At 63.4% G+C, this 13,901-nt stretch carries 10 protein-coding genes and 1 pseudogene; 1 reads left to right on the top strand and 10 read right to left on the bottom strand.

Features of this window, described 5'->3' with window-relative positions; genetic code table 11:
- Window positions 1-9: 9 nt before the first annotated feature.
- A complete protein-coding gene (locus KHC23_RS17340; protein ID WP_213374095.1) occupies window positions 10-435 on the bottom strand; it encodes a mercuric transporter MerT family protein in 426 nt (141 codons plus the stop codon).
- Between the two features lie 85 nt (window positions 436-520).
- On the opposite strand from KHC23_RS17340, the gene KHC23_RS17335 reads away from it, so the two are divergent.
- A complete protein-coding gene (locus KHC23_RS17335; RefSeq protein WP_213374093.1) occupies window positions 521-949 on the top strand; it encodes a MerR family transcriptional regulator in 429 nt (142 codons plus the stop codon).
- A 43-nt stretch (window positions 950-992) separates the two neighbouring features.
- Here KHC23_RS17335 and KHC23_RS17330 read toward each other — a convergent pair whose 3' ends face one another.
- The 9 genes and pseudogenes from KHC23_RS17330 to KHC23_RS17290 all read right to left on the bottom strand — a co-directional run bounded on the left by KHC23_RS17330 (window position 993) and on the right by KHC23_RS17290 (window position 13,901).
- Window positions 993-1,925, bottom strand: coding sequence for an ArdC family protein (locus KHC23_RS17330; protein WP_061026723.1), 933 nt, complete (start codon window positions 1,923-1,925; stop codon window positions 993-995).
- Window positions 1,926-2,148: 223 nt separating this feature from the next.
- Window positions 2,149-2,544 (bottom strand): hypothetical protein, encoded by a 396-nt coding sequence (locus KHC23_RS17325; RefSeq protein ID WP_246544703.1) that lies wholly within the window; start codon window positions 2,542-2,544, stop codon window positions 2,149-2,151.
- A gap of 44 nt (window positions 2,545-2,588) precedes the next feature.
- Window positions 2,589-4,757 carry a hypothetical protein gene (locus tag KHC23_RS17320; RefSeq protein WP_246544702.1) on the bottom strand — a complete coding sequence of 723 codons (2,169 nt, stop codon included), beginning with the start codon at window positions 4,755-4,757 and terminating at the stop codon, window positions 2,589-2,591.
- Window positions 4,754-6,595, bottom strand: coding sequence for a hypothetical protein (locus KHC23_RS17315; protein ID WP_213374091.1), 1,842 nt, complete (start codon window positions 6,593-6,595; stop codon window positions 4,754-4,756). Before KHC23_RS17315 ends, KHC23_RS17320 begins: the two co-directional genes overlap by 4 nt.
- Window positions 6,592-8,022: a tyrosine-type recombinase/integrase gene (locus tag KHC23_RS17310; protein ID WP_271188598.1), complete on the bottom strand. Its 1,431-nt coding sequence runs from the start codon at window positions 8,020-8,022 to the stop codon at window positions 6,592-6,594. The genes KHC23_RS17315 and KHC23_RS17310 overlap by 4 nt, the downstream gene beginning before the upstream one ends.
- Window positions 8,023-8,282: 260 nt before the next feature.
- Window positions 8,283-8,684, bottom strand: a pseudogene (locus KHC23_RS17305) (DUF932 domain-containing protein); the annotation flags it as partial.
- Window positions 8,685-9,028: 344 nt separating this feature from the next.
- Window positions 9,029-12,568 carry a DEAD/DEAH box helicase gene (locus KHC23_RS17300; protein WP_213374089.1) on the bottom strand — a complete coding sequence of 1,180 codons (3,540 nt, stop codon included), beginning with the start codon at window positions 12,566-12,568 and terminating at the stop codon, window positions 9,029-9,031.
- Window positions 12,552-13,328: a Hachiman antiphage defense system protein HamA gene (locus tag KHC23_RS17295; protein ID WP_213374087.1), complete on the bottom strand. Its 777-nt coding sequence runs from the start codon at window positions 13,326-13,328 to the stop codon at window positions 12,552-12,554. The genes KHC23_RS17300 and KHC23_RS17295 overlap by 17 nt, the downstream gene beginning before the upstream one ends.
- Before the next feature lie 18 nt (window positions 13,329-13,346).
- Entirely contained in the window at window positions 13,347-13,901 is a 555-nt protein-coding gene (locus tag KHC23_RS17290; RefSeq protein WP_025825451.1) for a hypothetical protein, read from the bottom strand.

Below are 13,901 nucleotides of genomic sequence, written 5' to 3'. Positions count from 1 at the left end.
CTTTTGGTGTCAGGCGCGAAGCAGTAGCGGGGCGACGTAGTCGAAGGCGAAGGCGGCGATCACGAGCACAGTCGCGATCCAGAGCGCGAGCTGGACGAGACGGTTGGAAATGGGGCGCGCGCAAGCGGCACCCTCGGCGCAGGCTCGCCGCGGCTTCCAGTAGACGAGATAGAAGCCGTAACCGAGAAGGCCCGCGGTGCCGGCGACGAAGATCGGTTTGTAGGGTGCAAGTGCCGTTAGATTGCCAATCCAGGCGCCACCGATGCCGAGGCTGAACAGGATCAGCGGCACGATGCAGCAGGACGAGGCGGCGAGCGCGCCGAAAATGCCGCCAACGGCGATCAGACGCTGCCGTCCGACCTCACCGCGCTCTGACGCGGAAAGATCCGCCGCAGGGGGCGCCGTGCCTGCCGTTCCGGATCGCGATGCGACCATGTCCGTTCTCTCTTTCCTTGTCGAAATCCTATGCGTGCCGTACCATGGGGTCTGTAGTCGCTACAGGGTCAAGAGGGATTTTGCGATGCGCGATCACGCCGTGGTGAAGGGCCTGCAGCGAGCCGAGCTCGCCCAACGGACGGGGTGCAACCTGGAGACCGTGCGCTATTACGAGAAGGTCGGTCTTCTGCCCGAACCGCCGCGCACGGCTGGCGGCTATCGCAGCTACGACACGTCGCATGAGCGGCGCCTTCGCTTCGTGTTGCGGGCGCGCGAGCTTGGCTTCTCCCTTGATGAAATCCGTGAGCTGCTGCGTCTCGTCGACGAGCGCAACCAGCCCTGTGCCGAGGCGCGCGCCGTCGCCGCCGCACACCTTGAGGACGTGCAGGCGAAGATCGCCGATCTGAAGCGCATGGAGCGGGTGCTCAAGAAGGTTGTCGCACAATGTGCCGACGGGACGTTGCCGGAATGCCCGCTGATCGAGACGCTGTTCCGGGAGGGTGCGGTCAACTGATCGCACCCGGTGGAGCCCGTGAAACGGCCCACTGAGGGGGCGCCTACGCGGCGCCCCTGACTTCGTGCCGATGAGCATTGGCTTGCCGGGCGTTCATCCAGTCGGCGATCTCTTGTGCCTTGCTCGCAGCCGTGAAGATGGCGCGCTTGTCGGAGCGCAGCACTTCGAGCCAGGAGGCGATGTAGCGGGCGTGGTCGGGTCGTGGCTCAACACTGAGGTTGAGGTCGGCGCAAATCATGGCGCTGAGAAGCTCGACCGTGCATTCTTCCATGGCGTAGGCGGCCGAGCCGAACCGTCCGGACAGATCGCGGTCGAGGCGATGCTTGGCGCCGGAAGCGTGACCGCATTCGTGGAGCAGCACCGCGTAGTAGGCAACAGCGTCTCGGAAGCAAGCGAACTCGGGCATCTGCACGCAGTCCTTCGATGGGATGTAGCAGGCCTGCGATCCGCCGTGGCGAATGTCGATGCCCAGCGCCGCGCAGAAGCGTTCGGCGTGCGCGATGCGCTCGACCTCGGGAAGCACGGGCATCTCGGGCGGCGTGTAGCCGTCGACCTGGGCGCAGTTGAAGACGGTGTAGCCGCGGGCGAATAGACGTCGGGCGGCCGCGTCCTGATCTGCGTCGCCGTCCTGACGCTCCGCCTCGCCGTTGCGATCGCTGATCTTCCAGAATACGATCAGATGGCCGCGCTCGCCCTTGCGGACTTGGGCGCCGAGCTCCTGCCATTGGCGATAAGTGCCCCAGATGCCGGCGGCATAACCGGACGCCTGCGCCGCAGCCCAGAGCGAGAGGATGTTGACGCCGCGATAGGCCTTGCGCGAGGCGATGTTGACGGGCGTGGTGATGGCCGATCCGTCGTGATGCCAGGGCATCCGGTACTCGCCGGCGCCGACCTCGATGGCGGCGATGATCTGGTTGGTGACGCGCTCGTAGATGTCGTTGCCGGTCTGGGCCTGGCTGTTGGTATCGGTGGTCATGGGTGGCTCCTATGCTCGCCCTCTCCGTCGAGGGCGAAGCGGCAGGGGCAGACGCGGCGAGCCGGGCCGTCACACCCTGTTCACGGTTGCTGGTGCGGAACAGGGTTGACGGGCCGGCAGCGTCTGCCACAACCGAGCCCCTGCCTCGACGGGCGAGCACAGGAGACGTCGGCCATGACCGATGGCCGCAGGACCTGCCGGCGGTGAGGATATTGCGTGGCTCTCAGCCAGCGCCGTCTCGCGGCGAGCGCCGCAGCGGAACGACCTTAGCCTCATTCGATCGCGCCAGCTCATCCTGCAAGCCGGCAATCACCTCATCACGCTCGGCAACTTGCAACGTCAGCACCTGGATGTGCTGCGCGAGCGTGCGGGTCAGCGCGCGCAGTTCGGCCATCTCGGCACCGCGCACGGCCCGGAGCTCGGCTTCAAGGGAGCGGACGCGATCCTTTAGTGCTTGAGGAGATGATCGCCGGTGGCGGGCTTCGGCAGCACGAAACTCGGCGAGAAGATCGACCGCGCGGTTCGCCGTTGCCCGGCTGACGCCGGCCTCGCGCGCCAGATTGGAGACGGTGAGCGGGCCGTCGGTGCGCTCGGGCCGACCGTCGAGCAGTCGTGCCATTGCCGCCCTCAATGCCGCCTCGCTCTTCGGACCCGTTCGCGTGGTCATGTACCACCATCGATAAGGGGTGCAATCAGCCGGCGCTTGCGCTCGTTGTCCTGCGTAATGGCTGCGCGTTGCAGCAGCGTCAGGCGACCGTTGCTGAGCAAAGCTTCGCCCTCGGCGATCGAGGCCCGCCATGGTTGGAGGTGGCGCGCGGTCAGGCAAGCGTTGGGGCAACGGTCTGGGCTGCATCGCGACAGGGCTGGTGCAGTCCGTTCAGGATCCGGCGAGGCTGCTAGGCAGAGCGCGGTCGCGGCTTCGAACAGGCAATCGTTGAGAAAGCCGACGTGCAAGGTTCGACCGAGATGGGCGAGCATCGTGCGCAACCGCTTGCGGTCCACGATCCGGCCGGGCAGATCGCCAAGCTCATCCTGCACACGCGCGAACTCGCGTCGCAATCGCGTGGCACCGGGTCCCGCCGGACCGTCATGATGAAGAAACGCTTCGTAATGAGCAACGATGTCGTCGAGCTGACCGAGCGCGCGTTCACGCTCGACCGCCAAGCGAAAATCGCCATGGGCCGAGCCCGCATAGCCTTCGAACATGGCGACGGAAGCATGCTTGTATTGAATCTTGCCTGCGATCGTGCCGAACGGCCGGTTGGCGATGTACCATGCGATCGTGCGGCGAAGCTGCCGGGTCGTGAACTTCCAGGGCTCATCCGCGATCCGAGGAATGACCGGTTCGTTGCCAGAACGCGCATCGAGACCTTCGCGGAGAAGATTAAGCGTCGGCGTCGCACCAATGCCGAGATGATCCGCGCTCCAGGGCCAGTCCTTCAGCGCCACCCATAGGGACGATAGCCCCTTCTCACGACGATTGCGAGCCGAGAGGATCTCCATCACTGCAACGGCGCGGGCGACGGGTTCGATCGTGATCCAGTCGGCCGTCACGCCGCGCGCACCCTGCCGCTTGTAGACGGTGCTGCGCACCCGGTAGCGTTCGATCAAGCCGTCGGCGCTGCGCTCCGTCGACACGCAGCCTGGCTGCATGGCCTGCACCTCACTGTCGCGCATGCCGGTGAGATAGGCGCAGATAACGTAACAGGCGCCCTGCAGCATGCGTTCCTCACGGGCAAGGCTCAGGCCGTCGAAGCGTTCGCGCCACGGCAGGCCGGTGTCCGGGTCGACGGAGATCGGCGTATCGAGACCGCCGACCTCAGTCCCGAGCTCGGCCGCTGCCTGATCAATCATCCGTGCCGTCGGTTCGGACTGGCTGATACGGCCGCTCTCGGGAGCGCCGACGTGCAGGCGCATCAGGTGAAGATTGTAAGGAGGTGTCTCTGCGCCGGTTTGTGGGTCGATGCGGCGGGCGACATTGGGTGCGCGCTCCCAGATCGGCACGCGTCTGCCGGCCATCCGGCGCGCCTCGAGCCATTTGATCAGGCGGGCGCGGTAAGTCTCGGCAAGCGCTTGTCCGGCCCGGGCGTCCTGCGCCATCAGTTGCTCGCAACGAGCTTCGAGGGCATCAAGCTCCGCTCGCGCTGCGAGGATATCCGGCGCAAAGACCTCGACGTATTTGAGCGACCAGCGCAGCATGGCGCCGATGATTGGTTCGGGAATGCGCGGCGTAGCATTCTCGGCCGGTGCCGGCGGCCGCTTGGCAACATGGTGAGCCGCACGCCCACGCCACGGCAGAAAGCCAATGCCGCCTTCCGACAGCCATGGCGACAGATGATGCAGGTCGATGGGGACCTCGACGTACTTCACTGTCTCGTGTGGCGTTCGCCGGCCACCATCGCGGGCGTGTACCAGATAGGCGTCAAGGACGGGCTGGTCGATCCGGCGCAGATCGACGGCGCCAACGTGCGCGTTGAGGAACGCCGCAAAATGCTGGATGTAGCGCAGCAGCCGGATCGCCCAAGCGACACCACACGGCGCCCGGTATCCTGGCACATGGATGCGCAGGCGCGTGAGCACATACTCCTTGGCGAGCCGCCGGGTCACAGGATCGATGATACGGGCGAAATTGAGCCGGTAATTGCTGTAGCGGGCGTTCACCCGGAAGATGGCAGCTCCCAAATCCCAGTGGTCATCGCCAAAGCGCGGGAATTGCGCTCGGTCGGCATCCTCCCTGACCGGAATGCCGGCAAGCACGGGCTCGTCGTCGCCATAGACGGCCGATGGAAGCGATGTGGGCTCCAGCGAAGCGTTGTTAGCGGAGGGCATCATGGTGCTCCAGCTTCCGGTGGCAGGTAAGTGAGCGTCGGGTCCGATGCCGCGAGCTGGCCGGCCTGTTCGATCTCGGCCGCACTGAACCGCGGCAAAATCTGATCGGCGATCCGCCCATGAACGCGGCCGAACTTGGCGATCCAGTCGGCTTCACTGAGCGACTGTCGTTGCGCCCGGATGAAGCCGAGAAACGACAGAAGCGCTGGCAGCTTGCGTGCGGTGATCACTGCATTGCTGCATTCGAGGCACCCCCAGAATGGTGACGGACAAGCGTCCCCTTCGGCGCCAAACGGGCCCTTGTAGAAACCACCGCAACTGGCGAGCCAGACATCCTGCTCGCCGCTGAGCAGAGCGTTGACAGACGCGCCGCCGGAAACCGGCAGACCGACAGCCTTGTCCGGATCGGCTCGAAGGGCTGCCTCCTGCTCGGATGACAGGACGTACGGATGCAGAGCCGCATCGAGCGCGTCCCCCATGGCGTCGGCGATGGTGGCTTCGTGGATATGGCGAAGCGCGGGGATATCGGCGTAGTGATTGGCCGCAACGGCCACGCTGTGGCCGACCGCAAAGCGGTCGAGTTGACCGCCGGTTTGCCGATACCATGCTGCTTTATGCGTCTTGCGCAGGCGTGTCAGGTTGAGCCGGAGAGGCTTCCCCTCTTCATCGCAAATACCATGTCGCTCGGTCCATGAAGCGACAAGTTCCCTCGTGGCGAGGACGCGCGGGGTCAACCGCCCCCAGGCGAAGTGAGCCCAGAGCGTGACGGCGGCAAGCCGGCCTCGCGCCGGAGCGGTCCATTGCAGCACCTTACGGATCAGGCCGCCCGGTGTCGATGAAGCGCCATCACGCACGCGCAACCGCTTCCACTCGGCACCGCGCGCCCGCCGCTTACAATACTCGATCTCGACATAGCCGCCTGCAGGGTTCTTCAGGCAATCCGCCCGCAACTCCTTGATCGCTTCGATCTCCAGCCCGGTATCGAGCGACAGCAGAATCATCAGCGGCACGAGATCGGCGGCGAGCAGATACCTGCGGCCATGCAGATCGTAGACCAAGCGATCGTTCGGCAAGCCACTCTCGCGGCGAAGCGTGTAGAGCTGCTTGAAGATAGGATGCCGGTGGCCAATGACGCCTTCGGCGTCGACTACAACCATCGCGCGTTCGTGCGCAACCTGCAAAGCGTTGGTCCGATCGGCATCCTTGAGCGTCGAAATGCGATCCGTCTCGGCAAAGCGACCCATCAGTGTGGTGAGATCGGCGCGAGCAGCATTCCGCAATGCTGTGGCGATGGGATCGCCATAAGCATCACGTGGCAGGGCACGGACGCCTGGTCGGTCGCTCGTGTACATCAGCCGCCGCGAGGCATCGGGCGGCAGACAACCCGGCTCGGCGGCCTCGGCGAGCCGGAACAGATTGAGCACCTTGCTCATGCGGTGAAGCCGATGATTGGGATGCAGACCACTCTCGTCCATCCATGCATCGAATCCGTCGAAGCAAGCTGCGCTTACATCTGAGATACGAGTGACGCGGGGCTTTGTGGAATCGAGATAGCGCCAGAAGAACTTGAGTGCGTTGGCATAAGCTGCCGCGGTCGAAACCGAGCCGGCCGGGCCGCCGACCTGACAAGCGCGCCAGAGCGCGCCCGCAAGCGGTTGGGCCAACACCTTGCGGCCAGACAGCGCGGTCAGATCGATCGTAATACTGCGATCCGCGAGGGTGACGGTGAATCGGAGCGATGCGATGGCGATGGCGGCTTCGCCCTCGGGATCAGGCAACGCCTCAGGAAACAATGCGCGGCGTCCCGGCCGGCGCACCGGCCCCGCTGTCAGATCGGTCATTGCGCGTCACCGGCCGCATCTTCGGCCCAGCGATCAGCGGCCGCGTCGACCAGTTCCTGCGCCTCGGCAAGACTGTCGAGATAGATGTAGGTGCTGGTCACGCTGGCGTGGCCTAACAGGTGCTGGAGCTTCTGCAGCGGATCCCCGAGAATCCGGCGGTAGGCTGCGCCATGCCGATCCTGCGGATCGAACACCACCCCGATTTGCTCACGGATCAGCATGGAAAGCATGTTGACGGCGAAGGTGTGCCGCAGCGTGTGTGGCGTCACGTTAACGTCGATGCCGAAACGGCGGCAGCGCGCGCAGGCGCGGCGGAAGGCCGCCTCCCAGGTTGCTGACGGGACGGGCTCGCCGCCTTCCGTTAGCCAAAGGAGGGCATGCTGCGCCTTGCCGGGCGCGCCGGTCAACGCACGGCCGCGCTCGCCCGGCGTCAGCCGGTCGACGCGGACCCGCTTGCCCATCGCGTCGACGACCTTCTCGCCATCCGGCGTCAACCAAAGCGGATTGGACACGATCGGTTCTGACCGGGCTGCCGAGATCGCGCGTTCAAGATCGATGTAGTCGTTGATGAGCCTCAAAACCCGGCGGGGAATGCGAATGCGGCGCGGTCGTCCGCCCTTGGCGACCGCGCCGGGAAGGTCAAACGGGAGCGAGCGCATGCCGGAGTCCGCCTTGCGCGGAAGATCGGCGAGTAACAGGCTGCCGCCCTCCGACAACCGCAGACCGGTCGTGACCAGGAGTTCGGCGAACAGCGCGTTGCGCTCGCCATTGCGGCCACGCCAGGTCGGGTCTTCGGCACCGTCAGGCAGCCTTCCCCGCAAGCCCACGTCGCGAAACAGCAGATAGCTGCCAAGATTGACGAAACGCATATCGTGCCGCCGCGCGGCACGTTCGCGCGAGCGGTTCGCCGTCACAGCCAGCAACGCGCGAGTCCCCGCCGTCCTGCGAAGGGTCACGCTGTAGCTGAAGGGCGAGGACGTCATGATCCCTTCTTCGACGGCCCACCGATAGAGCTTATCGAGCGCCGCAACGCTCCGATTCCAGCTCGCCGCCGAGATGCGATAGGGAGCCGCCGATAGCCGCCGGGCCCGATGGAACGCCAGAACGTCATGACGGTCGGCCTGCCAGACTGTCTTCCCGCCGCGCCGCTCGCAAAGAAAGCGGGCCCAGACCAGAATGTCCCGCGCGTAGGAGCGCCAGGTGTTCGGCGAGCGCGCGCCCATACCTGGGCAGGCGCGGAAGAACCGATTGAGATGGAGATCGTAGCTCCCGTCATCCATTAGAATGAACGGCATGCCGTCAATCAGCCCGGCGCGCTCGCCAACGTCGAGCGCGCCGGGCACGATCCTCACTGCAAGGCCATCAATGGAAAGCGGAAGCGGACGCGACAGCGCGTCAAGGTTCGTAAAATACAATTGCACGCACACACCCAAGCGGAGCGCCTTCGGCGCGACTCTTTTTGTTTAGATTGCGAGGGGTTCCCCTCGCGCTCTCCCGCTCGCCGCGTGGCAGGGGTGCAGGACTTTGCCTGCACCCCTTGACAAGTTTGTGGAGTCGCCGCCGCGTCAAGCGTTGTCCTCGCTTACGCTGCGGGAACGCTTGACCCGGACGTCTGAAGAGCTTCACCGCAACACCGGTGACGCGGCTCCATGCCTGATTCTGAGACAGGATCACAGAGTCAAGATAAGGCCCGATGCGAGGTCAGGCCATATTGCAGGTTGATGCCGGCCAGCGCGGCCGGGAGCTGGCGCAGATAAGCGGCCGGCGCGCCGACTTGGGCAGCGAGTTGACCGAAGCTCCAGTGCGTCGGCGCGACGGGCGTGTCCGAGCCCGGCAGGATGAGAGACAACCGTTCCGGATCGGTACGGCTCGCCTCGACATGGATGAGCGCTGTTTCCACCACGCGTGTCCGGCTGCGCTCCGACCGACTGCGCACCGAGTCCGCCAACTCCGACAGGGAAAGGTAGCGCTCGTCGTCGGGCCGGTAAAACCACTCCGACGAGACGCGGCCGATCCGCTCGCCGCGGCTGACATCCACCTTGTAGCCGCCGCTCATGTCGCGGCGCGCGTCGAGAACCTGCATGTTCATGGGATTAAACTCCATGACGGGCGCCGGGAGCCTCTCTCTCGACACTCAACCCGTCATGGATCTCTGATCCCCACTCTCACTCTGAGGGGCGTTGCGGGGGTTCCCCGCAGAAGGGGTCGGCCGAGACCTTGGCTCGGCCGCAGGGGAAGGCTTTCCCCTCCCGGGCTCCCAGATTGCGGTCACATTCCCCATCAGCGGGCCATTCACTCCCAAACGGCCGGGCTTCGGAGCTGGAGGCAGTTCGGCGACGCCGATCTTCGAGTCTTGTCGTCAGCCACGGAACCGGAGGGTCTCGACGAACAGCGTGAACGCAGCGGACGCGTGGGGCTTCATCATTCGCCCTCCTACACATTCCAAAGGTCGTCCGGGCCGAGATAGACGAGATCGAGTTGTCCACCTTGTGCTGCGACAGTGGCCCGTAGAAGCCCACGGCGACCTGCGTTCAATGCGTAAGGGAGGACGCCATGTGACAATCCTTCGGGGGACAGGACGAGAGGCTGGCCATTCCAGTGATACAGGGAAACCGGTGATCCTGGAGGCGGCGGCAAAGTGGTCCAGTTTACATTCGCCAAGTAGATATGCTCCGACCAAGTTTGGCTGGCGCCTGGAGCGAACTCCTGCGCGAAATCGAGCCAAAGGCTTCGTGTTTCGGGCGTTGGCCAGTCCGGCTGGTCGACAAAAGCGGCCACTTCAGGCGAGCGGAGCCAAATTCTCAAGTCGTGCCCGGTCTCGAATGTCGCCCCTGTGTCATTTACGGCTTTGATGGCGGCGAGGCGCGAGTTGAATCCAGCTTGCATCAGGATCGAGGCTGACCGGTTCATGGTGCCGGTTTCGACCGCCGACAGTGCTAGACCAAGCTCATGATCTTCTAACGCGGCGACCGCGCCGAGACCGCCAACTACATCGCCATTTGCGGCCGCTCGAACGCGTAGCGCCTCCATGGCCCACGGCAGCCGGTAAACAAGGCCATCTTCGATGAACCGCAAGCCGTCACCATCGCCATTGGCAACCAAGGCCGCCAGAGGCTCTCCGCGAAGCCAAAAGCGCAGAATGTCCCGCCAATTGCCGGGTAGCGGATCCGGCGAGAAGGGATGGAAAGGGAATACACGCTCGGCAATGCCGGTGATCGCAGCGATCGCCACGTCGCTATCCCCAATGAGCAGAGCGCCGTTCGCCTGAACAAGCAACTGATTGGCCTCCGGTGCGACGGCATCCAGAGCTTGGCCTGCTGCCAAGCCAAGGCCCGCAAGGAAGTAGCCCTTGCGCTTTGCCGGGGTGGAGTTGGCCCAGATATGCCGACTTCGGGTCAGCAGCGTGGACTTAAAAGCGATGCGAGTTTCGTTCGATGTTCGCAGAAGCCGTCGCTGCCATAAAGATGATTGTAGGATCGCGTCGAGCGTCGCCTCGATGTCGGCATCCGGCACATCTTCTTCGCCAATGAGGCTGAGGATCGCGGTGTCGAGCGTCGCGAGGTGCGTTTCCCATTGCTTCCGCGCGTCATCCCGGTCTTTGGGCTTTTCCCCCGGCACCTCTGGAAAATTCCAAGCAGCCGCGTTGTTGACGACGTACTCTGTCAGATGATTGAGGTCGCCGCCGACGATTTTGTGCATGCGCAGGAGAAGGGCCGTGAGCAATTGGATCAGGCCGCTTTCCATCTCCCGCGCGCCCGGGTCTCCAATCAGCTGGACCCATTCGTTGTGCTTTTTGCTCCGTCGATCCTCGAAGATCGGGAAAAGGACAAGGCCTTCGACGTCGATATAGGCTCGGCCGGCGCGCCCAATGACATTCTTGAACTCTGAGACCTTGATCATCTCGCCGTTGCGATAAAGCGAGTGCATGACGACAGCGGTGGCCGACAGGTTCAGCCCTTGGGCAAGGGTCGGCGACGAGATCGTGACTTTGAGGATGCCGTCGCGAAGGAGACGCTCGACTTCCTTCCGGTAGGCCGTGGGCAGAGCGCCGTGATGGAGCGCAACGCCGAGCCGGAGGCATTTCAGAATATCGCTATTTGGGCCTAGCCATTCCTCTCCCAAAGCGATGGCCGTCTGGAGCACCGCAGGCTCCACTTCTAGGAGCGACGGCAGCGCGCCGCGTTCGTGCAAATCGACGATGACCTCGGCGTATGGCTCCACGCTCCGGCGTTGCGGGCAATAGATGAGAACCGTTTGCCGGTCTTCGACCAGGCGCCAAGCCGTGGCGAGGCAAAGCTCTCGTTGGTCGCAGGGGAATATCTTCGTTCGCTTCCTTTTTGGTTTGACGAAAAGCTGCGGAATGAAGCCAGTAAAGAACCGAGGCACGAACGGGCGTTCGCCGTCGACACGGAGGTTCAGGCGTGCATTCGGGCTATTCCAACTGACTTCTCCGAAACGGAGACGCGTTGGGCGCCAATCGTTTTTGACAGGCCCGCCAGCCTGATCGCGGCGTAGCCATGCGGAGAAATCCTCCAGCTGATCTCCATCTGGGAGGATTGCCGAGAGGCACACGATCCGGCGCTGATCGGCGTCAGGTCGGCGAAGCAAGCGCTGAATTTGGACTTCGTAACGAACTTCACGTTCGCCTGGGCCGATCATATGGCCTTCGTCGAAAATCAGCAGACCGACATCGTCGAGCAGTGAAGGATCATTGCGAAGCGCGAAATCGATCTTCTCCGGTGTGGCGACCACGATGTCGCGTTCCCGAATAGCGTCTTCGTCGAAGCCGGAGACGCCGATGCTCCCATAAAGAGCCGAAATCGTCTTACCGAGTGGCCCAAAGATACGTTGGAGGTTCGCTTCCGTCTGGGCTGAGAGAGCCCTTAGCGGTGTCACAAAAATGACCCTCCGGCCGCCTGCAAGGCACCGAAGAATGCATAGCTCCGCGACACGGGTTTTGCCGGCGCTGGTCGGCAGTGAGACGACGAGATTATCGGACTGATTGACGGCGCGAGCCGCCGCCTCGATCTGCGATGGCCAGAGGTCGATTTCAGCCTTTGGCCGGACGCCAAGAGAGGCGATGAAAAGTGATCGCAAGCCGAGCCAGTCGGCAGCGGCACCGCCTGTGGGAATCAAGGGGATCTTTTCATGAAACGTATTGGACCAGAGATCGGACAGAAGATGGATCGCGATGCGATGAGCCCACCATTGCGGAAGCAGGTTGAGCTCTGCACAGATGGCGAGGCTTTCCCGTAGGCGTCCGATCGCCTGATCGACCAAGGCACGTTCGCCCCGGTCGAGCGCCAGCAGGAAGATCGAGATAGCGCCGAAGAAGTTGTCGGTGAGGGCGATGTCTAGGCCTTCCCAAAGGAAGTCATGACCATCGCGTTCAGGAGCTTCTTGGCCAGCCGGTTCATTGTTTTCTTCAGCGAGCCGCGCCTGAAACAAGCCGGTGATCCGTGCGTCAGATCCTTCGCCGTTCAGACGATAATCATGCACAAGTGTACGCAAGGTCGTGATGTCCCTGCGCATCAGCAGCGCCAGAGTCCTTTCAAGCGGCGAGAAGTTCTCCTCGTTTACGACGATTGCGAGGAGCGAATAGGCCCGCGCCGAAAGCTGCGCGAGATGGTAGCTGGCGGCTGCCATCACGAAATGGAAGTCCCGATCCGACTCGCCGCGATTACCTTTGGCCATGACGGACTCAAGGGCGGTTGCCGCCTGCACAAAGGCGACCCGGGCCTGGGCGGGATCGCCATTCATCTCCAGCATTCGCAGGCCAAGGCCAAGTAGTCCGTAGGCGTAGCTGTGAAGATCGTAGCTGAGTTGCGGCGAGAATTGCGGCGCGTCGGGTGGAAGGACGCCGCCCCGCCAAATCATGGCGCGGGCTTGGCCTTGCGCGATGAGCCTGCCTCGAAAACCGGCTGCGGCCGCCTCGGTAATGGCCGCTGAAATGGCGTCAGGGTTGGTTGGCATTCGCGATCACACGATCATAGACAGCGCCGACGAAGGCCGCATGGCCGTCGACGTGGAGACCAACGCCCCACTGGTTGATCTGCCCGGGATAGGCTTGAATCGACTGCGTCAGCAACGCCTGCGGCGAGTTGCCCGAGAACGTGAACAATAGATGCTGGACACTCGCCAACGGGATGCCGTGACGCACCAGTGCGTCGTCGATTGCGTCTGCCAGGGGCTCGTTCGCGAGTTCAAGCAGGCGCGCTGATATGAATGACAGCGCGTGCGATGAAGGCCGCCCATTGTCTTTGTCCAGACCAGCGCGCGCCTCCGTAAGGGTCTGCGCGCGGAGAGAGGCACGGCTCTTGGCCTCAGTCTTGAGAAAACGGAGCCGTTGAGTGGCCTGGTCAAGGATCATGCCGATGACATCGTCTCCTCGCATTGCCATGTTGCGATGATCTTTCCACCGCAGACGTTTGATCGGCACGCGATAGCCGCTATGTGCGTCGATCCATTCGGTCGCGTAGATTTCACCGAGATCGCCGGAACGGATCTGCTTTGTCTGAGGCAACAACCCTGTGACTAGGTCGGCAGCCCCCGGCTTGCCGAGGCGACGTAATGCGCGGGCGACTCGCTCTTCGGCCGCATAGTGACCAGGCACCGCTGTGGCCGTCAGCTGGACGCCTGTCGGGCGATCGACGGCGCGGCCGGTCTTGATGTGGAGGTGGTGGTTGCCGAGTGGAGTATCGGCTCCGTCACACCAGTCGTTGAATTGCACCATGCGCTCATACCTTCTCGATTAAGCGCGGCGCAGCATTCGCGGGATGTGGACGCGGTGAAAACCGTGGGTCTGCACTTGTCGGCGAAGCTTGGGGGTATCATTGACGCCGAACGCGATAGCCGCCTTCAGGGGGCTGGCAAAGGTAGCGTAGAAGGTCCAGCGAGCGTCCTTCGGCAGTGGCGCGTTCTGGCGTCGGTCGGTGATGACAACATCGCGGGGGTCCTTCGTATTGCGAAAGGCATGGAAGGTGATCCAGTCGGGCCGCTTGTACCGTGCCGCCTTGCTGAACGGCACCGACTGAACCTTCACGTCGCTTTGGTCGAGAACCCAATCGCGCTGCTCTAATATCTGCCTGACCATGTGGCCGACCATCTGCTTAACGCGGTCAATCAGGACGTCTTCGCGGAACTCCTCCAGAAGTTGTTCTTCAATGCCTTCGACGGCGGGCTTTCCGAGCTCTGAGGCTGTCTCAAGGCGAGCGATGATGGCAGGCCGCGTGAGAAACGACCAAATGCGCTGACCGATGTCGGACTCCGACAGCGAAGCGAATTTTTCCGGATTGTAGCGAAGCAT

This window comes from Ancylobacter dichloromethanicus (assembly GCF_018390645.1).
Taxonomy (GTDB): domain Bacteria; phylum Pseudomonadota; class Alphaproteobacteria; order Rhizobiales; family Xanthobacteraceae; genus Ancylobacter; species Ancylobacter dichloromethanicus.
The sequence above is the reverse complement of the archived record's forward strand: the minus strand, read 5'-3'. Positions and strand labels throughout refer to the sequence as shown.

What these genes read in the sequence shown, in the direction of transcription:
- KHC23_RS17325 (WP_246544703.1), bottom strand. Translation starts at nt 2,544, where the DNA reads ATGGCACGACTGCTCGACGGTCGGCCCGAGCGCACCGACGGCCCGCTC.
- KHC23_RS17295 (WP_213374087.1), bottom strand. Translation starts at nt 13,328, where the DNA reads ATGGTGCAATTCAACGACTGGTGTGACGGAGCCGATACTCCACTCGGC.
- KHC23_RS17320 (WP_246544702.1), bottom strand. Translation starts at nt 4,757, where the DNA reads ATGATGCCCTCCGCTAACAACGCTTCGCTGGAGCCCACATCGCTTCCA.
- KHC23_RS17290 (WP_025825451.1), bottom strand. Translation starts at nt 13,901, where the DNA reads ATGCTTCGCTACAATCCGGAAAAATTCGCTTCGCTGTCGGAGTCCGAC.
- KHC23_RS17330 (WP_061026723.1), bottom strand. Translation starts at nt 1,925, where the DNA reads ATGACCACCGATACCAACAGCCAGGCCCAGACCGGCAACGACATCTAC.
- KHC23_RS17340 (WP_213374095.1), bottom strand. Translation starts at nt 435, where the DNA reads ATGGTCGCATCGCGATCCGGAACGGCAGGCACGGCGCCCCCTGCGGCG.
- KHC23_RS17315 (WP_213374091.1), bottom strand. Translation starts at nt 6,595, where the DNA reads ATGACCGATCTGACAGCGGGGCCGGTGCGCCGGCCGGGACGCCGCGCA.
- KHC23_RS17335 (WP_213374093.1), top strand. Translation starts at nt 521, where the DNA reads ATGCGCGATCACGCCGTGGTGAAGGGCCTGCAGCGAGCCGAGCTCGCC.
- KHC23_RS17300 (WP_213374089.1), bottom strand. Translation starts at nt 12,568, where the DNA reads ATGCCAACCAACCCTGACGCCATTTCAGCGGCCATTACCGAGGCGGCC.